Source organism: Nocardioides sp. (assembly GCF_964228225.1).
GTDB lineage: Bacteria > Actinomycetota > Actinomycetes > Propionibacteriales > Nocardioidaceae > Nocardioides.
The window spans coordinates 56587-77109 of record NZ_CAXQZB010000043.1; the positions used below are offsets into that span (position 1 = coordinate 56587).

Sequence of the window (20523 nt, forward strand, 5' to 3'; positions counted from 1 at the left end):
CACCGTAGTCGGCGCACCGCCGGTGGGTACGACGACGACCCGGGCGGACCTCAGCGGGTGCGCAGCAGCCGGAAGACGGGGATGGTGCGGTCGGTGCGGGCCTCGTAGACGGCGAAGTTGGGCCAGGCGTCCAGCATCGTGCGCCATGCGGCCGCGCGGTCCTCGCCGTCCAGCTCGGTGGCGGTGACCTCGTGCTCCACCCCGTCCACGCGGATCCGGGCGGTCGTGGCGGCGCGCAGGTTGCCCACCCACACCGGCATCTGCGGCGCGCCGAAGTAGGACCCGGCGACGAGCCAGCTGTCGCGGTCGGGCACGCACAGCAGCGGGGTGGTGCGCGGGATCCCGGTCTTGCGGCCCGGCACGGTGAGGGCGAGGTTGGGCAGGCCGGCGATGTCGAGCAGGGTCACCCGCCCGCTGGTGACCCGCTGCAGGCGGGTGTCGACCCACACGATCTGCGGCAGCAGCCGCGGCATCCAGGAGATCGAGCCGATCCTCACGGCGAGCGGTGTCAGCAGTCCCATGCGCCGACCGTAGAGGGCCCGGTCGCACCCCGGCGGAGGTGTCCGACACGACCACGGGCCGGCCCCCGCGCGGTGCGGTGGCCGGCCCGGGGCGCAGCAGGTGGATCAGGGGGTGGATCAGGGGGCGACGGGCTGCCCGGTGAGGTGCTTGTAGGTGTAGGCGGTGCCGATCAGCGCGATCGGGTAGGTCACCAGGGCGCCGACGCCGCACAGGCAGCCGCCGATGGAGCCGACCACCGCGGCCACCAGCCACCACAGGATCGTGTCGCCCAGCCGGCTGCGCACGAGGTCGACCGAGGCCTTGACGGCGTCCACCGGCTCCATGTTCTTGTCCACCACGAAGTACATGGCGTAGCTGGTGGCGAACGCGACGATCACGCCCGGCAGGTAGCACAGCAGGAAGCCGACGAAGCTCAGCCCGCCGATGATCAGCGCAGTGACCAGCACCTTGCCGACGTCGGCGAACTTGAACGCCGAGCTCATCAGGAACGGGCGGCCCTCGGTGACGTCGAGGGCGCCGCGGATGAGGCCGGCGCCGATCAGCTGGGCGGCCACGATCACCACGCCGATGGTGAGCGAGAGCAGGACCAGGGAGAGCACGAAGCTGTCCGAGCCCACGGCCGCGGTGATCGCGAACATGACGCCGTACACGACGCCGATGCCGACGAACAGCACCAGCGCGGTGAGCAGGATCTGGCCGACGTTGGCCTGGAACTTGGTCCAGCCGTAGCTCAGGGCGTTGCCGATGCTCCAGCCCGAGTTCGGCACCGGCGGCATCGGGGCGCCGTAGCCCGGGGGCGGCGGCGGGGGCGTCTGGAAGGACATGGGGTTCTCCTGGGGGTGCGGGACACGGATCCGCCGCGCGGCGACGAGCGGCGGAGCGGTGCAGTGAAACTAGCGCGTCCACCGCCCCGGGGCACCCGATCCGTCCTCAGGGGCGAGGAATGTTCACCTGCGGCGCGGTTGGATGGGGGGCATGAGCAGACGCGCCCCGCGCCAGGACGTCGACGAGCAGGACCTCCGGGTCGGCGAGGAGGGCACGGCCGCGGCCGGGCCGGTGGCCGTGGCGGTGGCCATGAAGCGGTCGGTGGAGCAGATGGGGCCGGTGCGCACGGCACGCACGCTGCTGGCCCTCAACCAGGCCGACGGGTTCGACTGCATGGGGTGCGCCTGGCCCGACCCCGACGCGAGCCACCGCCACACCGCGGAGTTCTGCGAGAACGGCGCCAAGGCCGTGGCCGAGGAGGCCACCAGGCGCCGCGTCGAGCGCGACTTCTTCGCCACCCACTCCGTGGCGGACCTCGCCACCCGCACCGAGTACTGGCTGGGGCAGCAGGGCCGGCTCACCGAGCCGATGGTGCTGCGCGAGGGCGCCACCCACTACGAGCCGATCACCTGGAACGACGCCTTCGCGCTGATCGCGGGCCACCTGCAGGGCCTGGACAGCCCCGACCAGGCGGTGTTTTACACCTCCGGCAAGACCTCGAACGAGGCGGCGTTCGTCTACCAGCTCTTCGCCCGCGCCTACGGCACCAACAACCTGCCCGACTGCTCCAACATGTGTCACGAGTCCACCTCGGTGGCGCTGCAGGACACCATCGGCATCGGCAAGGGGTCGGTGAGCCTCACCGACGTCGAGACCGCGGCGGTGGTCGTCGTGGCCGGCCAGAACCCCGGCACCAACCACCCCCGCATGCTCAGCGCGCTCGAGAAGGCCAAGCGGGCCGGGGCCACCATCGTGGCGATCAACCCGCTGCGCGAGGCCGGGCTGGTGCGGTTCAAGAACCCGCAGAAGGTGCGCGGCGTGATCGGGGGCGGCACCCCGCTCGCCGACCTCTTCCTGCCGGTGCGCATCGGCGGCGACCTCGCGCTGTGGCAGGGGGTCGCGGCGCGCCTGCTCGAGCGCGACGCCGTCGACCACGCGTTCGTGGCCGAGCACACCACCGGCTTCGAGGCCTGGGCCGAGCACGCCCGCGCCGTCGACTGGGCCGAGGTGGAGCGGGCCTCGGGTCTGACGCGTGCGCAGGTCGAGGAGTTCGCCGACCTGCTCGCCGGCTCCCGCGGCACCGTCTACTGCTGGGCGATGGGCATCACCCAGCACCGCAACGCCGTGGCCACCATCAAGGAGATCGTCAATGTCGCCCTGCTGCGGGGCGACATCGGCAAGCCCGGCGCCGGCCTGTGCCCGGTGCGCGGCCACTCCAACGTGCAGGGCGACCGCACGATGGGCATCTGGGAGAAGCCGCCGGCGGCCTTCCTCGACGCGCTGGCCGCGGAGTTCGGCTTCGAGCCGCCGCGCGAGCACGGCCTGGACGCCGTCGACGCCGTGCGGGCGCTCGACGAGGGCCGGGCCCGGGTGTTCTTCGCGATGGGCGGCAACTTCACCAGCGCGATCTCCGACACCGCCGTGACCGAGCGCGCGATGCGCCGCGCCGACCTCACGGTGCACGTGTCCACCAAGCTCAACCGCTCCCACGTCGTGCCCGGCCGCGAGGCGCTGATCCTGCCCACGCTGGGACGCACGGAGAAGGACCTCACCGGGGGTCGGGAGCAGCGGGTCACCGTGGAGGACTCGATGTCGGAGGTGCACGCCAGCCGGGGCCCGCTCGGGCCGGCCTCGCCGCACCTGCGCTCGGAGGTCGACATCGTGTGCTCCCTGGCCCAGGCCACCCTCGGCGACCGCCACGGCATCGACTGGGACGCCTTCCGGGCCGACTACGCCGAGATCCGGCACCGCGTGGCCCGGGTGGTGCCCGGCTGCGAGGACTACGACGCGCGCGTGCGACGCCCGGGCGGGTTCACCCTGCCCCACCCCCCGCGGGACTCCCGCACCTTCCCGACCGCGGTCGGGAAGGCGGTGTTCTCGATCAGTCCGATGGCGGTGCTGGAGGTGCCCGAGGGCCGGTTGCTGCTGCAGACCCTGCGCAGCCACGACCAGTTCAACACCACCATCTACGGCCTCTCCGACCGCTACCGCGGGATCGAGGGCGGCCGCCGGGTGGTGCTCGTGCACCCCGAGGACATCCGCCACCTCGGCTGGAACGACGGCGACCTCGTGGACCTCGTCAGCGAGTGGGGCGAGGGGGCGCAGCGGGTCGAGCGCATCGCCCCGCGGTTCCGGATCGTGGCCTACGACCAGCCGATCGGCTGCGCGGCGGCCTACTACCCCGAGACCAACCCGCTGATCCCGCTGGACTCGGTGGCCCTGGAGAGCAACACGCCCACGTCCAAGGGCGTGGTCGTGCGGCTGGAGCCCGCCAGCGAGCGCGAGCCCGGACTGCTGCCGTGAGCAACCTCGACCGGGACCCCCACCCGCCGGAGCCCGTCCCGGCGGGCGGCCCCGGGCCGCAGCTGCTGCGGCCGCGCGACGTCCCGCTCGGCGGGCCGCGGGCGATGACCGTGCGCCGCACCCTGCCCTCCCGTGAGCGCACGTTCATCGGCGCCTGGTGCTTCGTCGACCACTACGGCCCCGACGACGTCGCCGAGACCGGCGGCATGGTCGTGGCGCCCCACCCCCACACCGGCCTGGCCACGGTGAGCTGGCTGTTCACCGGCGAGATCGAGCACCGCGACAGCGCCGGCCACCACGCGATGGTGCGCCCCGGCGAGGTGAACCTGATGACCGCCGGGCGCGGGATCAGCCACTCCGAGGTCTCCACCCCCGGCACCACCGTGCTCCACGGCGCCCAGCTGTGGGTGGCGCTGCCGGAGGCCGCGCGCGACACCGCCCCGCGCTTCGAGCACCACGCGCCCGACCCGGTGACGGGGGAGGGCTACGAGGCCCGGGTCTTCCTCGGCTCGCTGCTCGGCGTCACCTCGCCGGTCACCACCGACTCCCCGCTGCTCGGCGTCGAGCTGCTCCTGGAGCCCGGTGCCGCAGTGGAGATCGAGGTCGATCCCGCCCACGAGCACGGCGTGCTGCTCGACGCCGGCGGGCTCGCGGTCGACGACGTCGTCCTGGCCCCCGGCGACCTCCTCGCCCTCCCGCCCGGCGCCGCGGTACGACGGTTCGTCGCGGGCCCCGCGCCGGTGCGGGCGCTGCTGCTCGGCGGCCCGCCGTTCGGGGAGGAGATCGTGATGTGGTGGAACTTCGTGGGCCGCACCCACGACGACGTGGTGGCGGCCCGGGAGCAGTGGCAGGCGCAGCTCGGCCCCGAGGGCGAGGGACACCTGGGACTGGTCGACGGCCGGTTCGGGGTCCCCGTGGGCGCCGACCTCCCGCCGGTGCCCGCGCCCGCCCTCCCCGGCGTGCGGCTGCGTCCCCGCCGTTGAGCGTCGTACCAAGCATCCGGCAGACGATGTGAGGCGAATCGCCTGCCGGATGCTTGGTACGACGTCGGCCGGGGCCCCCGGATCGGCGAGGATGACGCCTCGTGGAGGCGGTGATCGGTGAGGACGGCGTGGCGCGGTGCCCGTGGGCGGCGGCGCCCGGGCTGCTGCGCGACTACCACGACGCCGAGTGGGGCCGCGGCGTCACCGGTGAGGCGGCCTGGTTCGAGCGGCTGAGCCTGGAGGCCTTCCAGTCCGGGCTCTCCTGGGCGGTCGTGCTGCGCAAGCGGCCCGCCTTCCGGGCCGCGTTCGCGGGGTTCGACGCCGACGTCGTGGCCGGGTTCGACGACGTCGACCGCGACCGGCTGCTCGCCGACGCCGGCATCGTGCGCAACCGCGCCAAGATCGAGGCGACGATCGCCAACGCCGCGGCGGTGCGGGAGCTGCGGGCCGAGGGCGGTCTGGAGGTCCACGTGCGCGCGGCCGCGCCGTCGTCGTGGACCCCGGTGCGCGACACCGACGAGCTCCCCACGACCTGCCCGGAGTCGGTGGCGCTGGCCCGCGACCTCAAACGGCGCGGTTTCCGGTTCGTCGGCCCCACCACTCTGCACGCCCTGTTCGAGGCGCTCGGGCTGGTCGAGGCCCACCTGGTCGGCTGCTTCCGCTCGCCCCACGCCCCCGTCGGGGCGCCCGCGGCGGTGGCGCCGTGATCCTCGGACTGCTCGCGCTGCTCGGCTGCCAGCTGGTCGGGGAGGTGCTGGTGCGCCTGCTCGACCTGCCGGTGCCCGGGCCCGTGATCGGCATGGTGGTGCTGCTGGTCCTGCTCGCCTGGCGCCGGCCGGCCCCCGAAGCCCCGGTGCTGCGGGCCGCCGACGGGCTGCTCGCCCACCTGCAGCTGCTCTTCATCCCCGCGGGCGTCGGCGTCGTCGCCTACCTGACGGTGCTGCGCCAGGAGGCCGTCCCGATCGTCGTGGCGATGCTCGGGTCCTGGCTCGCCGGCCTCGTGGTCGTCGGGGGCCTGCTGCAGCTCGCCGCGCGCCGTCGTCCCGGGAGAGGGGACCGGTGAGCCGCCTCGAGGAGGTCGGCGAGCTGCTGCGCACCTCCCCGCTCGCCCTGATCGTGCTGACCCTGGCCTGCTACGAGCTGGGTCGCCGGCTGCGCGAGCGCACCGGTGGCCATCCCGTCGCCCAGCCGACGCTGGTGGCGATGGCCGTGATCTGTCCGCTGCTGCTGCTCACCGACATCGACTACGACACCTACCGCGCCGCCGTCGACCCGCTGGTGTTCCTGCTCGGGCCCGCCACCGTGGCGCTCGCGGTGCCGCTGTACCGCCAGGCCCACCGGCTGCGCGGGCGCGTGGGGGCGATGCTGGTCGCGATCCCGGTGGGGGCCGCGGTCTCGATCCTCACCGCCGTCCTGCTCGCCCGGCTCGCCGGGGGCGAGGAGGTCGTGCAGCGCACCCTGGCCCCGAAGGCCGCCACCACGCCGGTGGCGATCAGCCTCTCCGACCAGCTGGGCGGGCTGCCGCCGCTCTCGGCGGTCTTCGCGATCCTCATCGGCATCCTCGGCGCGGTGGTCGGCCCGGGCCTGATGACCCGCCTGGGCATCCGCGACGCCGTCGCCCGCGGACTGGCGCTGGGCTCGGTGAGCCACGGCATCGGCACCAGCCGGCTGCTCCACGACGACGAGGCGCAGGGCGCCTTCGGCGGCCTCGGCATGGGGCTCACCGCGCTCGCCACGAGCCTGGTGCTGCCGCTGCTGGCGCTCTGGCTGTTCTGAGGGGCCGCGGCGGCTGTCGTGGGCTGTCGTGGGCTGGTGCGGGCCGCTACCGTCCGAGCATGACCTCCCCGTCACTCCCGTCCCGTGTCAGCGCCGTGCGCGACGACGCCCTCGGCGACCACGACGCCGTCGGTCTGGCCCGGGCGCTGCAGCGTCGCGAGGTCGGCGCGGCCGAGGTCGTGGGGGCCGCGCTGGCGCGCGTGGAGGCCGTCGACCCGGCGCTGAACGCGATGGCCCACCGCGACTACGACCGGGCCCGCAGCCTGGCGATGCGCCCCGGCCAGGGGTTCTTCGCCGGCGTGCCGACGGTGCTCAAGGACAACGTCGACGTCGCCGGGATGCCCACGATGTCCGGCACCGACGCCTGGCGCCCGCGCCCGGCCGCGGCCGACGGCGACTGGACCCGGATGTACCGCGCCACCGGCCTGCTGCCGCTGGGCAAGAGCCGGCTCTCGGAGTACGGCTTCCTGCCCACCGCCGAGCACCCGCGCCTGGGTCCGGTGCGCAACCCCTGGGACACCGGGCGCAGCAGCGGGGCGTCCTCCGCGGGGGCGGCCGCGCTCGTGGCCAGCGGCGCCCTGCCGATCGCCCACGCCAACGACGGCGGCGGCTCGATCCGCATCCCGGCCTCCGCCTGCGGCCTGGTCGGGCTCAAGCCCACCCGCGGCCGCTTCGCCCAGGACGCGCTGATGCGCCGGATGCCGGTGCGGATCGTCTCCGACGGCGTCCTGACCCGGTCGGTGCGCGACACCGCGGCCTTCTGCCGCGAGGCCGAGCTGGCCCACCGGGCGCTGCACCTGCGTCCGATCGGCGACGTGACCGGCCCGGCCCCCAAGCGGCTGCGGGTGCGCGTGGTCACCGCGGCGCTGGGGCAGGAGGTCTCGCCCGAGGTGGCGGCCCGCACGCGCGAGACCGCCGAGCTGCTGGCGAGCCTGGGCCACCACGTCGAGGAGGAGACCGCCGCGCCGGTGTCGGCGTCCTTCCGCGAGGACTTCCTGCTCTACTGGGCCTTCCTCGGCCTGGTGCTGGTGCGCACCGGCCGCGCCACCCACGGCGCCACGTGGGACGTGACCCGCCACGACGACTTCACCCTCGGGCTGGCCCGGCACGCCCGCCGTCACCTCCACCGGCTGCCCGGCGCGATCGCCCGGCTGCGGGCGAGCGCGACCGACTCCGCCGCGTGGTTCCGCCGTTGCGACGTCGTGCTGTCGCCGACGCTGGGCACCGCCACCCCGCCGCTGGGCCACCTCGGTCCGGACGTGCCCTACGAGGAGCTGCTCGAGCGCACCCTGGGCTGGCTGGCCTTCACCCCGCTGCAGAACGCCACCGGCGACCCGGCGATCTCGCTGCCGCTGTGCACCACCGGGGACGGGATGCCGCTGGGGATGATGTTCTCCGCGGGGGCCGGTCAGGAGGCCACCCTCCTGCAGGTGGCCTACGAGCTGGAGCAGGCGCATCCCTTCGCCCGTCTCACGCCCTGAGGTGCCGCGACGCCCCTGCTGACCTGCGATGATGCGCTGGAGGTCGAAGTCCGGACCGTCGGGACGGGGCCCGATTTCACCACCCGCCCACCGACCTTGTATGGTTCTTCCTCGTTGCCCCTTTAGCTCAGTCGGCAGAGCGTCTCCATGGTAAGGAGAAGGTCTACGGTTCGATTCCGTAAAGGGGCTCTGGGTAACCACCACCCTGGCGGGGTAGCTCAGGTGGTTAGAGCACACGGCTCATAATCGTGGTGTCGCGGGTTCGAGTCCCGCCCCCGCTACCGCACGTCCACCGCAGTCGATCCGCACCGATCGCCGCAGCACCGAAGGAACTTCCCGTGGCCAGCAAGAGCTCCGACGTCCGCCCCAAGATCACGCTCGCCTGCGTGGACTGCAAGGAGCGGAACTACATCACGAAGAAGAACCGCCGCAACGACCCCGACCGGCTCGAGCTGGCCAAGTTCTGCCCGCGGTGCCGCAAGCACACCGCGCACCGCGAGACCCGCTGAGTCCCGCACCTCGACGTCCCGACGGGGCCCCGCCTGAGCCAGGCGGGGCCCCGTCGTCGTCCCCGGCACGCATCGACGGCGCCGGGCGAGGCGGGCGGCGGGCTCGCTACGGTGGGGGCATGCCCCTGGACGCCGCCGTCGGCCGCCGGTACCGCGCCCCCGCGCCCTACGTCGTGACCCCCGAGGCCGTCGCGGCCTTCGCCGCCGCGGTCGGTGTCGGGTCCGACGCCGTGCCGCCCACCTTCCCGATCGTGCCGGCGTTCGTCGCCGTCGGGGAGTTCCTGCGCGCCGAGGACGTCGAGCTGGCCCGCATCGTGCACGGGGAGCAGCGCTTCGCCTACGAGCGCCCCGTGCGGGTCGGCGACGTGCTCGACGCCGAGCTGAGCGTGGACCGCGTCCGCTCCCTCGGCGGCAACGACATCATCAGCACCAGCACCGCCCTCACCGACCCCGACGGCGCCCTGGTGTGCACCGCCGTGGCGACCTTCGTGCACCGGGGTGCGGTGTGAGCGCCGCGGCGTCCTGGGAGCCCGGCACGACGCTGCCGCCCCAGACCTACCGGATCACGCGCGCCGACCTGGCGGCCTACGCCGCCGCGAGCGGCGATCCCAACCCCATCCACCTCGACGAGCAGGTGGCCCTGGCCGTCGGCCTGCCCGGCGTCATCGCCCACGGCATGTACACCCTCGCGCTCGCCGCGCGCGCGGTGAGCACCTGGAGCGACGACGCACCGGTGCTCGAGCTCGGCGCCAAGTTCACCGCGCCGGTGGTGGTCGACGCCGAGCAGGGCGCCGTCGTCACGGTCGCCGGCACGGTCAAGGACGTCGCCGACGGCGTGGCGACCCTCGCCCTCGACGTCCGCTGCGGGGAGGGCACCGTCCTCGGCGTTCCCCGGGCCCGGATCCGTGTCTGAGGGCCCCGCCGTGCTCCTGCGCGACCACACCACGCTGCGCGTGGGCGGCCCGGCCCGCCACTGGGTCGAGGCCACCACCGAGGCCGAGCTCCTCGCCGCCGTCACGGCCGCCGAGGACCGCGGCGAGCCCGTGCTCGTGCTCGGCGGAGGCAGCAACCTGCTCGTCGGCGACGACGGCGTGCCCGGCACGGTCGTGAAGGTGGCCACCCGCGGGATCCGCGAGGACGTCGACACCTGCAGCGGCGCCACCGTCACGGTCGCCGCGGGGGAGGAGTGGGACGCGCTGGTGGCGCACGCCGTCGCCCGGGGCTGGGTGGGGGTCGAGACCCTGGCCGGGATCCCGGGCTCGGTGGGGGCGGTGCCGGTGCAGAACGTCGGGGCCTACGGCGCCGAGGTCGCCCAGGTCATCGCGCGGGTGCGGGCCTACGACCGGCACGAGCGACGCGTCGTGACCCGCAGTGCGCCCGAGTGCGGCTTCGGCTACCGCACCTCGGTGTTCAAGGCCGAGCCCGACCGTCACGTCGTGCTCGACGTGACCTTCCAGCTGCGCCTGGGCGACCTCTCGGCGCCGGTCGCCTACGCCGAGCTGGCCCGCACCCTCGGGGTCGCGGAGGGGGCGCGCGCGCCGCTGGCTCAGGTGCGCGAGGCCGTGCTGGGACTGCGGCGGGGCAAGGGCATGGTGCTCGACGCCGCCGACCACGACACCTGGAGTGCGGGCTCGTTCTTCACCAACCCGGTCCTGCCTCCTGACGCGGTGCCCGCCGGCGCCCCGGCCTGGCCCCAGCCGGACGGCCGGGTCAAGACCAGCGCCGCCTGGCTCATCGAGCACGCCGGCTTCGCGCGGGGACACGGCGCGGGACGGGCCACGCTGTCCACGAAGCACACCCTGGCCCTCACCAACCGCGGAGCGGCCGCCGCCAGCGACGTGCTGGCGCTGGCCCGCGAGGTCCGTGACGGCGTGCGGTCCCGGTTCGGGATCGACCTCGACCCCGAACCGGTGCTCGTCGGCTGCGCCCTCTGACCGCCGCCCCCGGCGGTGTGGGAGACGGCGTCAGTAGCTGCTGGTGTCGTCGAAGCCGCCGTTGGCAGCGACGATGATGATCACCACGACGGCGGCGATCGCCAGGACGAGCAGGATCGTGCCGATGATGCCGAGGATGAAGCCGGTGAGCGCGAACCCGCGCCCGCCGAGGGTGCCCTGTGAGCGGTCGATGCGCTTCATCGAGATCCGGCCCAGCACCAGGGCGACGGGCGAGCCCAGCAGGCCGATGCCGTAGCCGCAGGCCAGCACGAAGGACACGATGCCGACGACCATCGAGGCCACGCTCAGGCTCTCGTTCGGTGGTGCCGGGGTGTAGAGCCCCGCGCCGTAGGGGGAGCCGTACGGGGCCTGTCCGTAGGCCGGCTGGCCGTAGGCGGGCTGGCCGTACGGGGCCTGGCCGTAGGTGGGCTGGCCGTAGGCCCCCGGGTCCTGCGGTGCAGGCGGCAGGTCGGAGACCGGCCGGCCCGCGCCGGTCTCGTCCGCGGGGCCGCTCGCGTCGGGCTTGGCCCAGGGGTCGGGGGAGAAGTCACCGGGGGTGGTCATGGCGGCATTGTGCCCTCCGCCCTCCGATCCACGCCGCCCGCACCCGCTCCCGGGGCAGGTCGGCTCAGGAGGCCAGCCAGGCGTCGACGTCGGCCAGCGCCCGGGCGCGGACGTCCTGGGGGGCGCGGGAGGCGGCGAAGGACATCCGGGCCAGGGTGGCCAGGGTGGCGTCGTCGAGCTCGTGGGCGGCGCGCATCGTGGCGTACTGACCGGCCAGCCGGGAGCCGAAGAGCAGGGGGTCGTCGGCGCCGAGCGCCACGGTGGCGCCCGCCGCGAGCAGCTGGGGCACCGGTACCGAGGTGAGGTCGCTGTAGACCCCGAGCGCCACGTTGGAGGTGGGGCAGACCTCGAGCGCCACCCCGCGCTCGACGACGTCGGCGAGCACCGCGGGATCCTCGACCGACCGCACGCCGTGGCCGAGTCGGTCGGCGTGCAGCACGTCCAGGCACGTGCGCACGTGCTCGGCGCCGCGCAGCTCACCGCCGTGCGGCACCAGCAGGAGTCCGGCCCGGCGGGCGATGTCGAAGGCCCCGGCGAACTCCTCGGTGCGGCCGCGGCGCTCGTCGTTGGAGAGCCCGAACCCGATCACGCCGCGCCCGGCGTACTGCGCGGCCAGACGGGCCAGGGTGCGGGCGTCGAGCGGGTGGCGGGTGCGGTTGGCCGCGATCACCACGCCGATGCCCAGGCCCGTGGCCGCGGAGGCCTCGCGCACCGCGTCGAGGACGAGGTCGGTGAAGGCGGTGATGCCGCCGAACCGCGCGGCGTACCCGCTGGGGTCGACCTGCAGCTCCAGCCACCGGCCGCCGTCGCGGACGTCGTCCTCGGCGGCCTCGCGCACCAGCCGGCGCACGTCGTCCTCGGTGCGCAGCACCGACCGGGCGACGTCGTAGAGCCGCTGGAACCGGAACCAGCCCTTCTCGTCGGCCGCGCTGAGCACCGGCGGCCAGTCGTGCTCGAGGGCGTCCGGGAGGGGGATCGCGTCGCGGGCCGCGAGCTCGAGCAGCGTGGCGTGCCGCATCGAGCCGGTGAAGTGCAGGTGCAGGTGCGCCTTCGGCAGCGCGTCCAGCGGCCTCACGAGGGACCCGGCCCCGGGCTCAGCCCGCCAGCTTCTCGGCCGCCGCGAGCAGCACGCAGGTGGCGACCGCCTCCATCGCGGCCGTCACGTCGGCCATCCCCGGGAAGGTGGGCGCGAGCCGGATGTTGCGGTCGTGCGGGTCGTGGCCGCCGGGGAACGCCGAGCCGGCCGGCGTCAGCGCCACCCCGGCCTGCTTGGCCAGGGCGACGACGCGCGAGGCGGTGCCGTCGAGCACGTCCAGGCTCACGAAGTAGCCGCCCACGGGATCGGTCCACGTGGCCACGCCCAGGCCGCCGAGACGCTCGGCGAGCACGCGCTGGACCTCGGCGAACTTCGGGGCGATGAGCTCGCGGTGCTTGACCATGTGGGCCCGCACGCCGTCGGCGTCGCCGAAGAACTCGGCGTGGCGCCACTGGTTGAGCTTGTCGGGGCCGATGGAGCCCTTGCCGAGGTGGCCGGTGAACCACGCCACGACCTCGGGGGAGCCGGCGAGGAACGCCACGCCCGCGCCGGCGTAGGTGACCTTGGAGGTGGAGGCGAACATGATCGCCCGGTGCGGGTTGCCGGCCGCCGCGGCGTACCCGAGCAGGTCGGCGGTGGGGGTCTCGACCTCGGTGAGGTGGTGCAGCGCGTAGGCGTTGTCCCACAGGATCGTGAAGTCCGGCGCCGCCGTGGGCATGGCCGCGAGCCGGCGGGCGACGTCGTCGCTGACGGTGTCGCCGGTGGGGTTGGCGTAGGTCGGCACCAGCCACATGCCCTTGATCGAGGGGTCGGCGGCCACGAGCGCCTCGAGGGCGTCCATGTCGGGGCCGTCGGCCAGCAGCGGCACGGTGACGGTGTCGATGCCCAGCCAGGACAGCAGCGTGAAGTGACGGTCGTAGCCGGGCACCGGGCACACGAAGGTGACCTTCTCCTCCGCCGACCACGGCCGCTCGCTGGTGACCCCGCCGTGCAGCCACAGGTCGAGCAGCGCCTCGCGCATCATCACGAGGCTGGAGCTGCCGCCGGCGACGAGCTGGGCAGTGGGCACGCCGAGCAGCGGCGCGAAGATCTCGCGCAGCTCCAGCACGCCCTCGAGGCCGCCGTAGTTGCGGGTGTCGACGCCGCTCGGGGTGATCGGGGTGGTCGGCAGGCTCAGCAGCCGGTCGGCGAGCTCGAGCTGCGCCGTGGCGGGCTTGCCGCGCGTGAGGTCGAGCGAGAGTCCGCTCGCGACGAGGGAGTCGTAGGCGGCGCGCTGGTCGGCGAGGATCTGCTGCAGCTCCTCGGCGGAGCGCTGGGCCAGGGGCAGGGTCTGCTCGGTCACGCCCCCACTCTCCCAGACCGCACCCACGCCCGCGCGCGCGAGGGCGTCGTGGCGCCACCACGGCCCCGGGGCGGTGGGACGCCGGTACGGCTCCGGCACGACTCCGGTTCGACTCGGGCTGGGGCGAGGCCGTATGGTTGCCCGCAGTGGACAACCGCGAACGCTCAGGCATGCCCTCGACCGTTCCCGGTGATCCCGGAGGGCACTAGCTCAACTGGCAGAGCATCGGTCTCCAAAACCGAAGGTTGGGGGTTCAAGTCCCTCGTGCCCTGCACGATCCCGCACCACCCGGACCACCCGGTCCACCAGCACCACCTGAGAACAGCACCCACCCAGCACAGCCGACGAGAGGTGAAGTCGTGTCGGAGAGCAGCACGGTCCGCGGCAAGGGCGCCGGCTCGCCCGACGACGCGCCGCGTCGCACCAGCATCCCGACCTTCTACCGCCAGGTCGTCGCCGAGCTCCGCAAGGTCGTCTACCCGACCCAGGAGCAGCTGGTCACCTACTTCCTCGTGGTCCTGGTGTTCGTCGTGGTGATGATGTCGTTCGTCTCCGCCCTCGACCTCGGTCTGGGCAAGCTCGTCTTCGCGGTCTTCACCGCCGGCGACGACATCTAGTCCCCCCACGGCGCGCCGGAGCCCGCCCGGGTCCCTCGCGTGTCGCCCACCCGAACCACCCCCGCGACAAGCGATGGAGCAGCACGTGTCTGAGCAGTACGACGAGTCGACCGAGGACCTCGCCGAGGACCTCGCCCCCGAGGCCGACGGGGCCGACGAGGCCGCGGAGGAGCCCACCGACGCCCCCGAGGCGCTCGACGAGGCTGACGAGGCCGACGCCGAGGACGCGGAGGACGACACCGACGCGGAGACCGACGTCGTCGACGACGAGGACCCCCTCGAGGCGTTCCGCCGCGAGCTGTGGGCCAAGCCGGGCGACTGGTACGTCGTGCACACCTACTCCGGCATGGAGAACCGGGTGAAGTCCAACCTCGAGAACCGCATCGTGTCCTTGAACATGGAGGACTACATCCACGAGATCGTGGTGCCGATCGAGGACTTCGTCGAGATCAAGAACGGCCAGCGCCGGACCCGCAAGAAGCCCTCGCTGCCCGGCTACGTGCTGGTGCGCATGGACCTCACCGACGAGTCGTGGTCGGCCGTGCGCCACACGCCCTCGGTCACCGGTTTCGTCGGCAACTCCCACCAGCCGGTGCCGCTGAGCATGAGCGAGGTCGAGTCGATGCTCGCCCCCGCCGTGGTCGCCACCGCCGAGGCGGCCGCCGCCTCCGCCGCCGCCGGTGCGGGCACCTCCGTCGGCACCGCCACCGCGAAGAAGCCGATCGAGGTCGCCGACTTCGAGGTCACCGACTCCGTGATGGTCGTCGACGGCCCGTTCGCCACGCTCCACGCGACGATCACCGAGATCAACGCCGAGTCCCAGCGCGTCAAGGCGCTGGTCGAGATCTTCGGCCGGGAGACCCCGGTCGAGCTGAGCTTCAGCCAGATCCAGAAGGTCTGAGCCCAGCACGTAGGAACCCGTGGCAGAGGACCGTCGGTCCTCGTCATGACCACAGAACAGGAAGAGAGCGAATGCCTCCCAAGAAGAAGATCGCTGCGCTGGTCAAGGTGCAGCTGCAGGCCGGCGCCGCGACGCCGGCGCCGCCGGTCGGTACCGCGTTGGGTCCGCACGGCGTCAACATCATGGACTTCTGCAAGGCGTACAACGCCCAGACCGAGGCCATGCGCGGCAACGTGATCCCCGTCGAGATCACCATCTACGAGGACCGCAGCTTCACCTTCGTCACCAAGACGCCCCCGGCGTCGGAGCTGATCAAGAAGGCCGCCGGTCTCTCGAAGGGCTCGAGCGTCCCGCACAAGGACAAGGTCGGCAAGCTGACCAAGGACCAGGTGCGCGAGATCGCCGCCACCAAGCTCCCCGACCTCAACGCCAACGACCTCGACGCGGCGATGAAGATCGTCGAGGGCACCGCCCGCTCGATGGGCGTCACCACCGAGTAACACCCCCGTGGCAGGGCCGCGCTGGCCCACCAGGACCACATCCTTCGCGCCTACTCGAAAGAAGAAGAGACATGCAGCGCAGCAAGACCTACCGCGCGGCGGCGGAGACGTTCGACAAGAACGAGCTCCACGCCCCGCTGGCCGCGATCAAGATCGCGAAGACCACCTCCAAGAAGAAGTTCGACGAGACCGTGGACGTCGTCATGCGTCTCGGCGTCGACCCCCGCAAGGCCGACCAGATGGTGCGCGGCACCGTCAACCTGCCCCACGGCACCGGCAAGATCGCCCGCGTCCTGGTGTTCGCGAACGCCGACAAGGCCGAGGCCGCCCGTGAGGCCGGCGCCGACATCGTCGGTGGCGACGAGCTGATCGACAAGGTCGCCGGCGGCTGGCTGGAGTTCGACGCCGTCGTCGCCACGCCCGACATGATGGGCAAGGTCGGTCGCCTGGGTCGCGTGCTCGGTCCCCGCGGCCTCATGCCGAACCCCAAGACCGGCACCGTGACCCCCGACCCGGCCAAGGCCGTCACCGACATCAAGGGCGGCAAGATCGAGTTCCGGGTCGACCGGCACGCGAACCTGCACTTCATCATCGGCAAGGCCTCCTTCTCCGAGACCGCGCTCGCGGAGAACTACGCCGCCGCGCTGGAGGAGGTGCTGCGGCTCAAGCCGGCCAGCTCCAAGGGCCGCTACCTGAAGAAGGTCACCTTCTCCACCACGATGGGCCCCGGCATCCAGGTCGACCCGAACCGCACCCGCAACATCGCGCTCGAGGACGACGCCCCGGCGGTCTGATCCTCCTGATCCCCCGCGTCACCCACCGCGGCCCCGTCCCCCTCGCGGGGGGGCGGGGCCGCGGTGCGTCCGGGGGCGTCCGGAGGCGTCCGGTGGCGGACGGGATCAGGTGCGGTGCAGGAAGCCCAGGGCCGCCACGACCCGGCCCGACTCCTCGCACACCCACACCGGGTCGGGGCCGCCGAGGTCGGGGGAGATGAACAGGCTGTGCTCGGGGGCGTCGTCGCACTCCAGGCACAGCGGCCACCGGCCCGAGGTCGAGAACAGCGCGTCCTGCACGTCCTGGGCGACCAGGCCGGCGACGTAGACCGCTCCCTCGGGCCACTGCTCGGCCCACCACTGCCGCGCGGCGACGGCGTCCTCCAGCGCCGAGACGGCCGTGGCGGTGGCGTGCCGGCGCGCCTGGAGGTCGGCCAGCACGCGGGCGCGGGCATCGAGGAGCAGCGAGGAATCCACACCCCCATTGTGCGCGGGTTTCAAGTCCCGGTCCGGCAGGGCACCCGGGTCTCCCCATCCCCGACCGAGGAGGCCCCATGTCCGACACGACCCTGCAGGTGCGCCGCTGGCGCGACCTGGTGACCCTGCACGAGGCGCTGGAGGAGGCCACCGGCCAGTGGCGCGCCACCTGCCGCTTCGCCGCCACGCACGTCGCCGACCCGTCCGGGTTCCGGCCCAGCCCGGTGTGCGTGCTCAGCCCGCTGGGCGACGCCGTCGCGCGCCTGGCCGAGGGCGTCGGGGCGGCCGAGACCGCCGTCGTCGAGGACTGGGAGCGCCTCGCTGCGGGCCTCGAGCGGGTGGCGGTCGACCTCGGCGGTGCCGACGCACGCTCCGCCCTCGCCTCCCGCACGCTCCTGGAGACGGTCCTGGGGTGGGTGGCATGAGCGAGGAGGTGGGCGTCCACCTGGTCGAGCCCGATCTGGCCGCCCCGCCCGAGCGCGGTGGCACGCTGCGCCACGACGCGGACTTCGAGGCCTGGGAGGGTGCGGTCGAGGGGGCGCGCGAGGTCGTGAACCGCATGGTCGGGGTGCTCGGCGGACTGGGGGTGCACCTGCCGGCGCTCCCCGAGGTCGGCCTGCGCACCCTGCTGGTGGACCCGCTTGTCGGCGACCTCACGGCGGTGCGCGCCACGGCCGACTCCTGCGTGGTCACCCGCGACGCGCTGCGCCGGGTGGCGCTCAACCTCGGGATCATCGGGGCGTGGAGCGTGCCGGTCTGGGAGGGCCGGGCGGCCGAGGCGTTCCGGGCCGCGCTCGTGGTCCGCGCCGTGCGCGTCGAGGCGTTCGCCGAGCTGGTCGGCGCCGGGTGGTACGTCCTCGACGAGATCGCCGGGGTCGTGGAGCACGTCCAGGTGGAGGTCGAGGCCGCGGTCGCCGAGCTCGGCGAGGTGCTGCTCCGCGTCGTCGCCCGGATCCTCAGTCGGGTGTCCAGCCCGGTGGGCTGGGGCGTGTTCGCCCTCGAGTTCGGCCTCAAGGGCCTCGACGCCGTCACCGACATCGTCGACGACCTGCGCCGGGTGTGGGAGATCATCGACGCCCTCATCGCCCGCCAGGAGGAGGTCGCGGCGTGGGCGCGGGCGCAGCAGGAGCGCCTCGACGCCGTGCTGTCGGTGGCCGCGATGGTCCGCAGCGTGCGCCGCCACGGGCTGAGTCGCACGGGCTGAGTCGCACGGGGAGTCCGGCTAGGGTCGGGACATGAGGCCGCTGCTGGAGGTCGTCGTGCGTCATCCGCGCGACGTCCCCGGCGCGCTCGACGGCGGCGCCGACCGGCTGAGCCTCGAGCAGCCCGGCGCCGACCTCGACCTCGCCGGGGTCTCGGCGGTGGTGCGGGCCGCGGGTGCGGTGCCCGTGCGACTGCGGTTCCCCCACCCCCCGCCGGACGACCTCGGCCCCCGGCTCGCCGCGGTGCGCGGGCTCGGGGTGGCGGGCGTCGGACTCGGCCTGGTCGACGAGGACCTCGAGGTCGACGTCGCGGCCGGCTTCGGCCTGCGCGAGGTGGCCCCCGACCTCGCCTGGACCTTCGAGGACGACGTCGACCGCGTGCTCGACCCCGTCCGCGCCTGGCGGCGGCTCCGCACGCTCCCGGGACTCACCGCGGTGGCCACGGCCGGGGCCGCCCCCGGCCGCCCCTGCGACGTCGACGCGCTGCTGGCCCACGCAGCCGACCCGGCGGTGGCGGCCCTGCTGATGCCGGCCGGGGAGTGGCCCGCCGAGGCCGTGCCGTGGCTGGTGCGGGCAGGCGTGCGCCAGTTCCGCGTCGGCGACGCCGCGCGCGTGGGCGGGTCGGAGCGGGCCTACGTCGACGCGGGCCGGGTGCGGTCCTGGCGGCTGCTGCTGGACCACGAGGCGCAGCGGGCGTGAGCGTGCTCATCGACCCGCCCGACGTGCCGCGCCACGGCCGCTGGTGGTCGCACCTGGCCAGCGACGTCTCGCTCGCCGAGCTGCACGCCTTCGCCGCCGCCCACGGCGTCCCGCCCCGCGCCTTCGACCGCGACCACTACGACGTGCCGGCCGAGTACTACGAGGTGCTGGTGGCCGCCGGTGCCGAGCCGACGCCGAGCCGGGAGCTCGTGCGGCGGCTACGGGCCGCCGGCCTGCGGCGCCCGCGTCGCCGCACCGCCGACGACGGGCCGTCGGTCAGTCCCGCTGCGGGAGCCGGCTGAGCTCGGCGGCCACGTTGGCGCGGGCCGGCCGCTCCCAGGCGGCGATCGCCGGAGCGGTGTGGAACAGCGAGGGCTTGGCGAGCAGCTGCTCCAGCACGTGGCGCCGCCCGGCGGTGAAGGTGGCGTCGTCGAGGTGGGCGTACTCGCGCCGCACCGCCGCCACGTACGCGGCGTACCGCCCGGGGTCGGCGGCGAGGATCCCGAGGTCGGCGTCGGAGATGACCTCGCCGTTGCGGTCGCCCGGCGCGGGACGGTGGGTCTCGGTGAGTCGCACCAGCCGGGCCACCTCCGCCACGACCGCGGCCGGCAGCCACGGCGCGAGCGCGGCCTCGGCCCAGGTGGCCGAGCGCTCCTCCGCGTCGCGCTCGCCGTCGTACACGGCGTCGTGGAACCACGCGGCCAGCAGCACCGGCAGCGGCTCGCAGTCGGCGCCGGCGTCGCGCAGACCCTCGATGCGGTCGAGGACCTCGCTGAGGTGGCGCCGGTCGTGGTAGCCGCGGGTGGGTCCGTCGTAGGCCGCGAGCAGCTCGCGGGCCGTCCCAGGATCCTCGGGCAGCGGCCACCGGTCGAGCAGGGCGTCGGGCACGGACCCATCCCACCACCCGAGGTGGGCCGCGGGGAACACCGCCCCGCCCGGGGCGGCGTCAGCCGGCGGCGGCCTGGAGTGGCGGGGGCGTCATCGCCCACCGGATCGTGCCGGTGGCCACCGTGCCCAGCGCGCGCACCACGGTGCGCTCGGTGACCGGCGCCCAGGGCAGGCGCAGGTGCCGGCGGGTCCAGGCCGGCATCAGCCCGATCGCACCCGCCGCCAGCACGCCGTAGGGCACCCGCGCGGGCAGCGGCAGCGGCGGGGTGAGCAGCAGGTGCTTCACGGCCTCGCGCGCTTCAGGGCTGCCGCTGAGCTCGGGCCGGTAGGAGGCCAGGCAGGCCGCCAGCTCGGCCTCGGTGCGCGGGACGTCGGTGGCACCGAGCCGCTCGGCCACCACCCCGACCTGGGCGACGTAGGTGTCGCGCTCGTCCTGGGTGAGGGTCGTCGCACCGTAGACGGTGTGGGCCCGCAGGAAGCTGTCGACCTCGGCGATGTGCACCCAGCGCAGCAGGTGGGGGTCGCTGGCGGCGTAGGGCGTGCCGTCGGGCATCGTGCCCCGCACCCGCTCGTGGATCGCGCGCACGATGTCGACCGCCCGCTGGGCGTCGTCCTCGTGGGCGAAGGTGGTCTCGGCCAGGAAGCGCGAGGTGCGGTGCAGCCGGCCCCACATGTCGCCGCGGTAGCCGGAGTGCTCCGAGACCGCGCGCATCGCGGCGGGGTGCAGGGTCTGCAGCAGCAGGGCGCGCATGCCGCCGATGAACATCGAGGCGTCGCCGTGCACCACCGTGATCGGGCTGCCGGGCTCGAACCAGCGCGGCCCGGGCGTGCCGTGGATGCGCTGGCGGTGGGACTCGCCCTCGGGGCCCGCGACGCGCTGGAACAGCGCCTCGCCCAACCGCCCCCGCACCGTCTGGATCACGTCCTCCAGAGTAGGGCCGGCCCCCTCGCCTCCCGGGGTGAGCGCGTGCTCGTCGTCACCAGCGGAATGCACCGGGATCGGCCGGGAACCGGTGCATTCCGCTGGTGAC

The 20523-nt window shown here is 74.2% G+C and carries 26 protein-coding genes and 3 tRNA genes; 21 read left to right on the forward strand and 8 right to left on the reverse strand.

All coding sequences use genetic code 11. The features are described 5' to 3' along the window. Positions 1 to 50: 50 nt before the first annotated feature. Positions 51 to 521, reverse strand: coding sequence for a nitroreductase/quinone reductase family protein (locus ACERUJ_RS09750; protein WP_370248325.1), 471 nt, complete (start codon positions 519 to 521; stop codon positions 51 to 53). A gap of 117 nt (positions 522 to 638) precedes the next feature. Continuing rightward, positions 639 to 1346: a hypothetical protein gene (locus ACERUJ_RS09755; protein ID WP_370248326.1), complete on the reverse strand. Its 708-nt coding sequence runs from the start codon at positions 1344 to 1346 to the stop codon at positions 639 to 641. 151 nt (positions 1347 to 1497) lie between these two features. Between ACERUJ_RS09755 and ACERUJ_RS09760 the strand changes: the two genes are divergently transcribed. From ACERUJ_RS09760 to ACERUJ_RS09815, 12 genes are all read left to right on the forward strand, one after another. Next, positions 1498 to 3810 carry an FdhF/YdeP family oxidoreductase gene (locus tag ACERUJ_RS09760; protein WP_370248327.1) on the forward strand — a complete coding sequence of 771 codons (2313 nt, stop codon included), beginning with the start codon at positions 1498 to 1500 and terminating at the stop codon, positions 3808 to 3810. Beyond that, positions 3807 to 4793 carry a pirin family protein gene (locus ACERUJ_RS09765; protein ID WP_370248328.1) on the forward strand — a complete coding sequence of 329 codons (987 nt, stop codon included), beginning with the start codon at positions 3807 to 3809 and terminating at the stop codon, positions 4791 to 4793. The genes ACERUJ_RS09760 and ACERUJ_RS09765 overlap by 4 nt, the downstream gene beginning before the upstream one ends. A gap of 101 nt (positions 4794 to 4894) precedes the next feature. Continuing rightward, positions 4895 to 5500, forward strand: coding sequence for a DNA-3-methyladenine glycosylase I (locus ACERUJ_RS09770; RefSeq protein WP_370248329.1), 606 nt, complete (start codon positions 4895 to 4897; stop codon positions 5498 to 5500). Beyond that, positions 5497 to 5856, forward strand: coding sequence for a CidA/LrgA family protein (locus tag ACERUJ_RS09775; protein ID WP_370248330.1), 360 nt, complete (start codon positions 5497 to 5499; stop codon positions 5854 to 5856). The genes ACERUJ_RS09770 and ACERUJ_RS09775 overlap by 4 nt, the downstream gene beginning before the upstream one ends. Beyond that, entirely contained in the window at positions 5853 to 6569 is a 717-nt protein-coding gene (locus ACERUJ_RS09780) for an LrgB family protein (RefSeq protein ID WP_370248331.1), read from the forward strand. The genes ACERUJ_RS09775 and ACERUJ_RS09780 overlap by 4 nt, the downstream gene beginning before the upstream one ends. Positions 6570 to 6628: 59 nt before the next feature. Next, complete coding sequence (locus tag ACERUJ_RS09785; protein ID WP_370248332.1) at positions 6629 to 8050, forward strand: amidase; 1422 nt, start codon at positions 6629 to 6631, stop codon at positions 8048 to 8050. A 116-nt stretch (positions 8051 to 8166) separates the two neighbouring features. Continuing rightward, positions 8167 to 8239, forward strand: a tRNA-Thr gene (locus ACERUJ_RS09790). A gap of 18 nt (positions 8240 to 8257) precedes the next feature. After that, positions 8258 to 8331, forward strand: a tRNA-Met gene (locus ACERUJ_RS09795). Positions 8332 to 8388: 57 nt separating this feature from the next. Further along, positions 8389 to 8559, forward strand: coding sequence for a 50S ribosomal protein L33 (gene rpmG, locus ACERUJ_RS09800; protein WP_121804265.1), 171 nt, complete (start codon positions 8389 to 8391; stop codon positions 8557 to 8559). 119 nt (positions 8560 to 8678) lie between these two features. Next, positions 8679 to 9068 (forward strand): MaoC family dehydratase N-terminal domain-containing protein, encoded by a 390-nt coding sequence (locus tag ACERUJ_RS09805; RefSeq protein ID WP_370248333.1) that lies wholly within the window; start codon positions 8679 to 8681, stop codon positions 9066 to 9068. Beyond that, complete coding sequence (locus ACERUJ_RS09810) at positions 9065 to 9472, forward strand: MaoC/PaaZ C-terminal domain-containing protein (protein ID WP_370248334.1); 408 nt, start codon at positions 9065 to 9067, stop codon at positions 9470 to 9472. Before ACERUJ_RS09805 ends, ACERUJ_RS09810 begins: the two co-directional genes overlap by 4 nt. Beyond that, positions 9465 to 10493, forward strand: coding sequence for a UDP-N-acetylmuramate dehydrogenase (locus ACERUJ_RS09815; RefSeq protein WP_370248335.1), 1029 nt, complete (start codon positions 9465 to 9467; stop codon positions 10491 to 10493). Before ACERUJ_RS09810 ends, ACERUJ_RS09815 begins: the two co-directional genes overlap by 8 nt. Positions 10494 to 10523: 30 nt before the next feature. Here the strand turns inward: ACERUJ_RS09815 and ACERUJ_RS09820 are convergent, their stop codons facing one another. The 3 genes from ACERUJ_RS09820 to ACERUJ_RS09830 all read right to left on the reverse strand — a co-directional run bounded on the left by ACERUJ_RS09820 (position 10524) and on the right by ACERUJ_RS09830 (position 13435). Then, a complete protein-coding gene (locus tag ACERUJ_RS09820; protein ID WP_370248336.1) occupies positions 10524 to 11057 on the reverse strand; it encodes a DUF4190 domain-containing protein in 534 nt (177 codons plus the stop codon). A gap of 64 nt (positions 11058 to 11121) precedes the next feature. After that, on the reverse strand, positions 11122 to 12132 hold the full coding sequence (locus tag ACERUJ_RS09825; RefSeq protein ID WP_370248337.1) for an adenosine deaminase: 1011 nt from the start codon (positions 12130 to 12132) through the stop codon (positions 11122 to 11124). 19 nt (positions 12133 to 12151) lie between these two features. Further along, positions 12152 to 13435 carry an aminotransferase class I/II-fold pyridoxal phosphate-dependent enzyme gene (locus ACERUJ_RS09830; protein ID WP_370248338.1) on the reverse strand — a complete coding sequence of 428 codons (1284 nt, stop codon included), beginning with the start codon at positions 13433 to 13435 and terminating at the stop codon, positions 12152 to 12154. Positions 13436 to 13634: 199 nt separating this feature from the next. On the opposite strand from ACERUJ_RS09830, the gene ACERUJ_RS09835 reads away from it, so the two are divergent. From ACERUJ_RS09835 to rplA, 5 genes are all read left to right on the forward strand, one after another. After that, positions 13635 to 13707: transfer RNA gene (locus ACERUJ_RS09835), tRNA-Trp, on the forward strand. 87 nt (positions 13708 to 13794) lie between these two features. Further along, the gene (gene secE / locus ACERUJ_RS09840) at positions 13795 to 14052 is read left to right on the forward strand and encodes a preprotein translocase subunit SecE (RefSeq protein WP_370248339.1); all 258 of its coding nucleotides are present in this window, start codon (positions 13795 to 13797) and stop codon (positions 14050 to 14052) included. An 85-nt stretch (positions 14053 to 14137) separates the two neighbouring features. After that, entirely contained in the window at positions 14138 to 14953 is an 816-nt protein-coding gene (gene nusG, locus ACERUJ_RS09845; protein ID WP_370248340.1) for a transcription termination/antitermination protein NusG, read from the forward strand. Positions 14954 to 15024: 71 nt separating this feature from the next. Next, positions 15025 to 15453: a 50S ribosomal protein L11 gene (gene rplK, locus ACERUJ_RS09850; protein WP_370248341.1), complete on the forward strand. Its 429-nt coding sequence runs from the start codon at positions 15025 to 15027 to the stop codon at positions 15451 to 15453. 71 nt (positions 15454 to 15524) lie between these two features. Further along, positions 15525 to 16247, forward strand: a complete 723-nt coding sequence (gene rplA, locus ACERUJ_RS09855) for a 50S ribosomal protein L1 (RefSeq protein WP_370248342.1) — start codon at positions 15525 to 15527, stop codon at positions 16245 to 16247. Positions 16248 to 16352: 105 nt separating this feature from the next. Here rplA and ACERUJ_RS09860 read toward each other — a convergent pair whose 3' ends face one another. After that, positions 16353 to 16703: a hypothetical protein gene (locus ACERUJ_RS09860; protein WP_370248343.1), complete on the reverse strand. Its 351-nt coding sequence runs from the start codon at positions 16701 to 16703 to the stop codon at positions 16353 to 16355. Positions 16704 to 16780: 77 nt separating this feature from the next. Here ACERUJ_RS09860 and ACERUJ_RS09865 point away from each other — a divergent pair, with 77 nt between their 5' ends. Genes ACERUJ_RS09865 through ACERUJ_RS09880 form a run of 4 tightly spaced genes read left to right on the forward strand, consistent with a single transcriptional unit; the run spans position 16781 to position 18906 of the window. Then, complete coding sequence (locus tag ACERUJ_RS09865; protein WP_370248344.1) at positions 16781 to 17128, forward strand: hypothetical protein; 348 nt, start codon at positions 16781 to 16783, stop codon at positions 17126 to 17128. Then, positions 17125 to 17907, forward strand: a complete 783-nt coding sequence (locus tag ACERUJ_RS09870; RefSeq protein WP_370248345.1) for a hypothetical protein — start codon at positions 17125 to 17127, stop codon at positions 17905 to 17907. The genes ACERUJ_RS09865 and ACERUJ_RS09870 overlap by 4 nt, the downstream gene beginning before the upstream one ends. Positions 17908 to 17938: 31 nt before the next feature. After that, entirely contained in the window at positions 17939 to 18604 is a 666-nt protein-coding gene (locus ACERUJ_RS09875) for a copper homeostasis protein CutC (RefSeq protein ID WP_370248346.1), read from the forward strand. Continuing rightward, positions 18601 to 18906: a DUF4031 domain-containing protein gene (locus tag ACERUJ_RS09880; protein ID WP_370248347.1), complete on the forward strand. Its 306-nt coding sequence runs from the start codon at positions 18601 to 18603 to the stop codon at positions 18904 to 18906. Before ACERUJ_RS09875 ends, ACERUJ_RS09880 begins: the two co-directional genes overlap by 4 nt. Here the strand turns inward: ACERUJ_RS09880 and ACERUJ_RS09885 are convergent. Then, positions 18881 to 19492, reverse strand: coding sequence for a hypothetical protein (locus tag ACERUJ_RS09885; RefSeq protein ID WP_370248348.1), 612 nt, complete (start codon positions 19490 to 19492; stop codon positions 18881 to 18883). The two genes, ACERUJ_RS09880 and ACERUJ_RS09885, sit on opposite strands and share 26 nt — an antisense overlap. A 58-nt stretch (positions 19493 to 19550) precedes the next feature. After that, positions 19551 to 20414: an oxygenase MpaB family protein gene (locus tag ACERUJ_RS09890; RefSeq protein WP_370248349.1), complete on the reverse strand. Its 864-nt coding sequence runs from the start codon at positions 20412 to 20414 to the stop codon at positions 19551 to 19553. Positions 20415 to 20523: the final 109 nt, after the last annotated feature.

What these genes read in the sequence shown, in the direction of transcription:
- ACERUJ_RS09785 (WP_370248332.1), top strand. Translation starts at nt 6,629, where the DNA reads ATGACCTCCCCGTCACTCCCGTCCCGTGTCAGCGCCGTGCGCGACGAC.
- ACERUJ_RS09805 (WP_370248333.1), top strand. Translation starts at nt 8,679, where the DNA reads ATGCCCCTGGACGCCGCCGTCGGCCGCCGGTACCGCGCCCCCGCGCCC.
- ACERUJ_RS09750 (WP_370248325.1), bottom strand. Translation starts at nt 521, where the DNA reads ATGGGACTGCTGACACCGCTCGCCGTGAGGATCGGCTCGATCTCCTGG.
- ACERUJ_RS09875 (WP_370248346.1), top strand. Translation starts at nt 17,939, where the DNA reads ATGAGGCCGCTGCTGGAGGTCGTCGTGCGTCATCCGCGCGACGTCCCC.
- ACERUJ_RS09820 (WP_370248336.1), bottom strand. Translation starts at nt 11,057, where the DNA reads ATGACCACCCCCGGTGACTTCTCCCCCGACCCCTGGGCCAAGCCCGAC.
- rplA (WP_370248342.1), top strand. Translation starts at nt 15,525, where the DNA reads ATGCAGCGCAGCAAGACCTACCGCGCGGCGGCGGAGACGTTCGACAAG.
- ACERUJ_RS09760 (WP_370248327.1), top strand. Translation starts at nt 1,498, where the DNA reads ATGAGCAGACGCGCCCCGCGCCAGGACGTCGACGAGCAGGACCTCCGG.
- ACERUJ_RS09755 (WP_370248326.1), bottom strand. Translation starts at nt 1,346, where the DNA reads ATGTCCTTCCAGACGCCCCCGCCGCCGCCCCCGGGCTACGGCGCCCCG.
- ACERUJ_RS09865 (WP_370248344.1), top strand. Translation starts at nt 16,781, where the DNA reads ATGTCCGACACGACCCTGCAGGTGCGCCGCTGGCGCGACCTGGTGACC.
- ACERUJ_RS09870 (WP_370248345.1), top strand. Translation starts at nt 17,125, where the DNA reads ATGAGCGAGGAGGTGGGCGTCCACCTGGTCGAGCCCGATCTGGCCGCC.
- rplK (WP_370248341.1), top strand. Translation starts at nt 15,025, where the DNA reads ATGCCTCCCAAGAAGAAGATCGCTGCGCTGGTCAAGGTGCAGCTGCAG.